This window comes from Mycobacterium shunyiense (assembly GCF_058270075.1).
The window spans coordinates 1-4,449 of the sequence record NZ_JBZDPU010000028.1 but is presented as its reverse complement, the minus strand read 5'-3'; the positions used below and the strand labels follow the sequence as shown (position 1 = coordinate 4,449).

The following is a 4,449-nucleotide window of genomic DNA, read 5'->3' as shown; positions in this document are numbered from 1 at the left end:
GGCTCGGTAATCAGCTTCACCCGACCAGACCACTACCGGCCGCAGACTCGCTGATCAATTCCCATTAGGTGTCCCGCCTGCCCAACAACTTTCGGGTGCGTGCCGGCGCTGCGGCCGGGATGTCGGCGAGGATGTCGGCAAGCGTGACGCCGTCGAGGCTGGCCCGCCAAGCCTGGTGGGCGTCAGCCATTTTCACCGCCAGGATGCACTCATGACGGCACCAGGCCGCAGGTAGGGCACCGCGGCCCTGCCTGCGGATCTCGCGGCATTCGTAGGGAGCGGCCGCGCCGTCGACGGCTTCGACGATCTGCAGCAGCGTGATGTCGGCCGGTGTCCGCCCGAGCCGGAACCCGCCGCGCGGGCCGGTCGTCGCGGTCAGCACGCCCGCCCGGGTGAGCGCCTGCAGCTGCTTGGCGAGGTAGGCCGCGGGAAGGTCGAAGTACTCCGCGAGATCGGCGGCCGATGCGGTGGTCCCGGACTCGAGCTGCGCCAGCGACGTCGCGCAGTGCAGCGCCCACTCGGTGGCCACGGGAAGTTTCACAGCCCGTAGTTTATTACAGATATTAAGGACCTATATAGTCCGAGATATCTATCGGCCAGGACAGGAGTCGTCATGCGGATCGCAGTTGCCGGGGCTACGGGGAACATCGGGGCGCGCGTGGTCGCGGCGTTGCAGGGCGCCGGACACGACGTGGTGGCTATCAGCCGCTCGAACGGGGTGGATCTGTCCACCGGAGAGGGCCTCGATGCGGCGCTGGCCGGGGTGCAGGCTGTCGTCGACGCGATCAGTGCTCCGCCCGCCGACCGCGACAGCACCGTGGACTATCTGGGCACCGCCACCCGCAACCTGCTGGCGGCCGAAGCGCGTGCGGGCGTGGCGCATCATGTGCTGCTGTCCATCGTGGGGATCCACGACATCGAGGGCAATCCGCACTACGCCGGAAAACGCGAGCAGGAGAGGCTGATCGAGGCCGGGGCCGTGCCGTGGACGATCGTGCCGGCCACCCAGTTCCACGATTTCGCCGAGATGGTGGTGAGTTGGACCGAGCAGTCCGGCCCCGAAGGTGCCAGCGCCGAAATCGCCCCGCTGCTGGTTCAGCCCATCGATCCCGACGACGTGGCGGCCGTGCTCGCGGAGGTGGTGGTGGGCGACCCGCAGGGCCGCCACGTCGACGTGGCGGGTCCGCAGACCCAGGATCTGGTGGACCTGGCCCGCCGGACCCTGGCGGTGCGCGGCCGTGAGGTGACGCTGGTGCCGACGTGGTCGTCGATCTTCGGGCTGTCGATGTCGGGCAATGCCTTGCTGCCCGGTGAGAACGCCCGCATCGCGCCCACCACCTTCGACCAGTGGCTGAGCCGGCAGCGGTAGGTCGGGGGCACGCCGGGCCCGGTGATGTCACAGGTTCCTGCCATCATGGACGGCATGCCGTTGGAGGCTCCCTCGCCCGCCCTGGGCGATCTGGACGATGAGCAGCGGGAGGCAGTCCTGGCCGCCCGCGGTCCGGTGTGCGTGCTCGCCGGTGCAGGCACCGGCAAGACCCGCACCATCACTCGCCGGATCGCGCATCTGGTGGCCGGTGGCCACGTGGCGCCCAGCCAGGTGCTGGCGGTGACGTTCACCGCGCGCGCGGCCGGGGAGATGCGCAGCCGGTTGCGCGTGCTGGGCCAGGAGTCGGGGGTGAACACCGCTGCAGTGCAGGCGGTGACGTTTCACGCCGCGGCGCGCAGGCAGCTGCAGTACTTCTGGCCGCGGCTGGTCGGCGACACGGGATGGGAGTTGCTCGACAGCAAGTTCTCCGTCGTCGCACAGGCCGCCAACCGGGCCGGGATGCAGACCAGCACCGACGATGTCCGTGACCTGGCCGGCGAAATCGAATGGGCCAAGGCATCTTTGATCACCCCCGAGGCCTACAGCACGGCGGTCGCGAAGACGGGGCGAGACATCCCGTTCGACGCCTCGAAGGTGGCGGCGGTCTATTCGGGCTACGAGGCGCTCAAGGCTCGGCGCGACGGCTCAGCACTGCTGGACTTCGACGACCTGCTGCTGCACACCGCCGCGGCCATCGAAAACGACGCCGCGGTCGCGCAGGAGTTCCGCGACCGCTACCGCTGCTTCGTCGTCGACGAGTACCAGGACGTCACGCCCCTGCAGCAACGGGTGCTCGACGCATGGCTGGGGGAGCGCGACGACCTCACCGTGGTCGGGGATGCCAACCAGACGATCTACTCGTTCACCGGGGCCACCCCGCGGTTCCTGCTGGATTTCTCGCGACGTTTCCCCGATGCCGCGGTGGTGCGGCTGGAGCGCGACTACCGCTCGACGCCGCAGGTGGTGTCGCTGGCCAACCGGGTGATCGCCGCCGCACGCGGCCGGATGGCCGGCAGCAAGCTGCATCTGGTGGGGCAGCGCGATCCTGGTCCCGAGCCGACGTTCTCCGAATATCCCGACGAGGTCGCCGAGGCCAATGCCGTCGCCCGCTCCATCAAGAAGCTGATCGAAAACGGAACGGAGCCGGCCGAAATCGCGGTGCTCTACCGGATCAATGCGCAGTCCGAGGTCTACGAGGAGGCGCTCACCGAGGCGGGGGTCGCATTCCAGGTGCGCGGCGGCGAGGGCTTCTTCAGCCGCCAGGAGATCCGCCAGTCACTGGTGGCGATGCAACGCTTCGCCGAACGGGACATTCCCGAGGACAACCTGCCCGCCCTCGTGCGTGAGCTTTTGGAACCGCTGGGGCTGACGGCCGAGCCGCCGGCCGGCACCAAGGCGCGGGAACGCTGGGAAGCGTTGACGGCGTTGGCCGAACTGGTCGACGAAGAGGTTGCGGTGCGCCCGGAACTGGATCTGCGGGCATTGGTCGCCGAATTGCGCCAGCGGGCCGACTCGCGCCACCCACCGGTGGTGCAGGGCGTGACGCTGGCGTCGCTGCACGCCGCCAAAGGGCTGGAGTGGGATGCGGTGTACCTGGTCGGCCTGGCCGACAACACTCTGCCGATCTCCCATGCGCTCGCGCACGGACCCGACAGTGAACCGGTGGAGGAGGAGCGTCGGCTGCTCTATGTCGGCGTCACCCGCGCCCGGGTACACCTGGGGCTGAGCTGGGCGCTCGCCCGGACCCCGGGCGGGCGGCAGGGCCGCCGGCCGTCCCGGTTCCTCAACGGCATCGCGCCGCAGCTGCAGAACGGGGCCGGCTCAAGCCCGGACCGGTCGCGTCGTCAGCGCGGGCCTGCGCCGCGCTGCCGGGTCTGCAATGCCGCGCTGACAACTCCACCCGCGATCATGTTGCGTCGCTGCGAAACGTGCCCGTCGGACTTGGACGAGGAGCTGCTCACCGAGCTCAAGGAATGGCGGCTACGCGTCTCCAAGGAGATGAAAGTGCCGGCGTATGTGGTGTTCACCGACAACACTCTGATCGCGATCGCCGAGTCCCTGCCGACCGACGAAGCCGCACTGGTGGCGCTTCCCGGGATCGGTGCGCGCAAGCTCGAGCAGTACGGCCCGGACGTCCTCGAGTTGGTACGCGGCCGCCAAGATTCGTAAAGATCGTGCCAAAACCGCAGGTAGAAAATAGGTTGTGCGATCTGGCTGTTAGGCTTTAGCCTCGTAACACAGCTCTGGTGACGAGACGGAAGGAGGGTGCCCGCAATGGATAACAACATCGAATCCAGCGGTGTAGCGGTTGCAGGCATGCCGTCGTCCGTGCTCGCTGTCGTCGTTTCCCCGGTTGCCCCGGAGGCACGTCGGCATGCCGCACCCGCTGCCCCCGCCGCCGCTGGATGGCTGGCCGCCGCTGCTGCTATTGCACCGCAGCACAAGCGCCGCCCCGCCGCCGCGACTGGCGCGTCCGTGGATCGGAGCCCCTACTAGGTAGAGCTCCCATCACAGCCAAATGGCCACGGACCCGCAGTCAACCGGATCCGTGGCCAATGTTTTTGGGAGTTGTTCCAACCCTCGAAACCTGGTCGCAGATCCCTCGAAGAGACAGATCGCCGACAACAACGACCAGGAAGCAGGGGGACAAACACATGTCCATTGCGATGACCGCTCCGGAGATGAGCGTCGCGCCGATGACATGCGAAGAGCGGCTGCCGGCGGTGCCATGCCACATCGGGAATCCCGATCTGTGGTTCGCCGAGAGCCCAGTCGATCTGGAGCAGGCCAAGGCACTGTGCGCGGATTGCCCGATCCGTAACGAGTGCCTGGCCGCCGCGCTGGAACGGCAGGAGCCGTGGGGCGTCTGGGGCGGCGAGATCCTCGACCGCGGAACCATTGTGGCCCGCAAGCGGCCGCGTGGCCGTCCGCGGAAGAACGCCGCAGGTAACCCGGCCGCCGCGTGAAGCCGGCCGCCGACATCGATTCTGCGCTCAGGGTGCGAAAGTTCGCTCAGACTCAATCGGTGGTTGCAACACCTGATTCGTTGAGGGGTGTTGTTGATGGGGTTTCGCAAGCAT

5 protein-coding genes are annotated in these 4,449 nt (G+C 68.0%); 4 read left to right on the top strand and 1 reads right to left on the bottom strand.

The window, feature by feature from the left end; genetic code table 11:
- Positions 1-64 precede the first annotated feature (64 nt).
- The gene (locus AC4ELH_RS27650) at positions 65-541 is read right to left on the bottom strand and encodes an RrF2 family transcriptional regulator (protein ID WP_064959489.1); all 477 of its coding nucleotides are present in this window, start codon (positions 539-541) and stop codon (positions 65-67) included.
- A gap of 72 nt (positions 542-613) precedes the next feature.
- Between AC4ELH_RS27650 and AC4ELH_RS27645 the strand changes: the two genes are divergently transcribed.
- The 4 genes from AC4ELH_RS27645 to AC4ELH_RS27630 all read left to right on the top strand — a co-directional run bounded on the left by AC4ELH_RS27645 (position 614) and on the right by AC4ELH_RS27630 (position 4,335).
- Positions 614-1,369 (top strand): SDR family oxidoreductase, encoded by a 756-nt coding sequence (locus AC4ELH_RS27645; protein ID WP_064959488.1) that lies wholly within the window; start codon positions 614-616, stop codon positions 1,367-1,369.
- Positions 1,370-1,423: 54 nt separating this feature from the next.
- A complete protein-coding gene (locus AC4ELH_RS27640; RefSeq protein ID WP_498887910.1) occupies positions 1,424-3,538 on the top strand; it encodes an ATP-dependent DNA helicase UvrD2 in 2,115 nt (704 codons plus the stop codon).
- A gap of 105 nt (positions 3,539-3,643) precedes the next feature.
- A complete protein-coding gene (locus tag AC4ELH_RS27635) occupies positions 3,644-3,865 on the top strand; it encodes a hypothetical protein (RefSeq protein WP_498887907.1) in 222 nt (73 codons plus the stop codon).
- Positions 3,866-4,023: 158 nt separating this feature from the next.
- A complete protein-coding gene (locus tag AC4ELH_RS27630) occupies positions 4,024-4,335 on the top strand; it encodes a WhiB family transcriptional regulator (RefSeq protein WP_082941506.1) in 312 nt (103 codons plus the stop codon).
- The last annotated feature ends 114 nt before the right edge of the window (positions 4,336-4,449 follow it).

Coding starts and splice junctions, on each gene's coding strand:
- AC4ELH_RS27645 (WP_064959488.1), top strand. CDS start 614: ATGCGGATCGCAGTTGCCGGGGCTACGGGGAACATCGGGGCGCGCGTG.
- AC4ELH_RS27640 (WP_498887910.1), top strand. CDS start 1,424: ATGCCGTTGGAGGCTCCCTCGCCCGCCCTGGGCGATCTGGACGATGAG.
- AC4ELH_RS27635 (WP_498887907.1), top strand. CDS start 3,644: ATGGATAACAACATCGAATCCAGCGGTGTAGCGGTTGCAGGCATGCCG.
- AC4ELH_RS27630 (WP_082941506.1), top strand. CDS start 4,024: ATGTCCATTGCGATGACCGCTCCGGAGATGAGCGTCGCGCCGATGACA.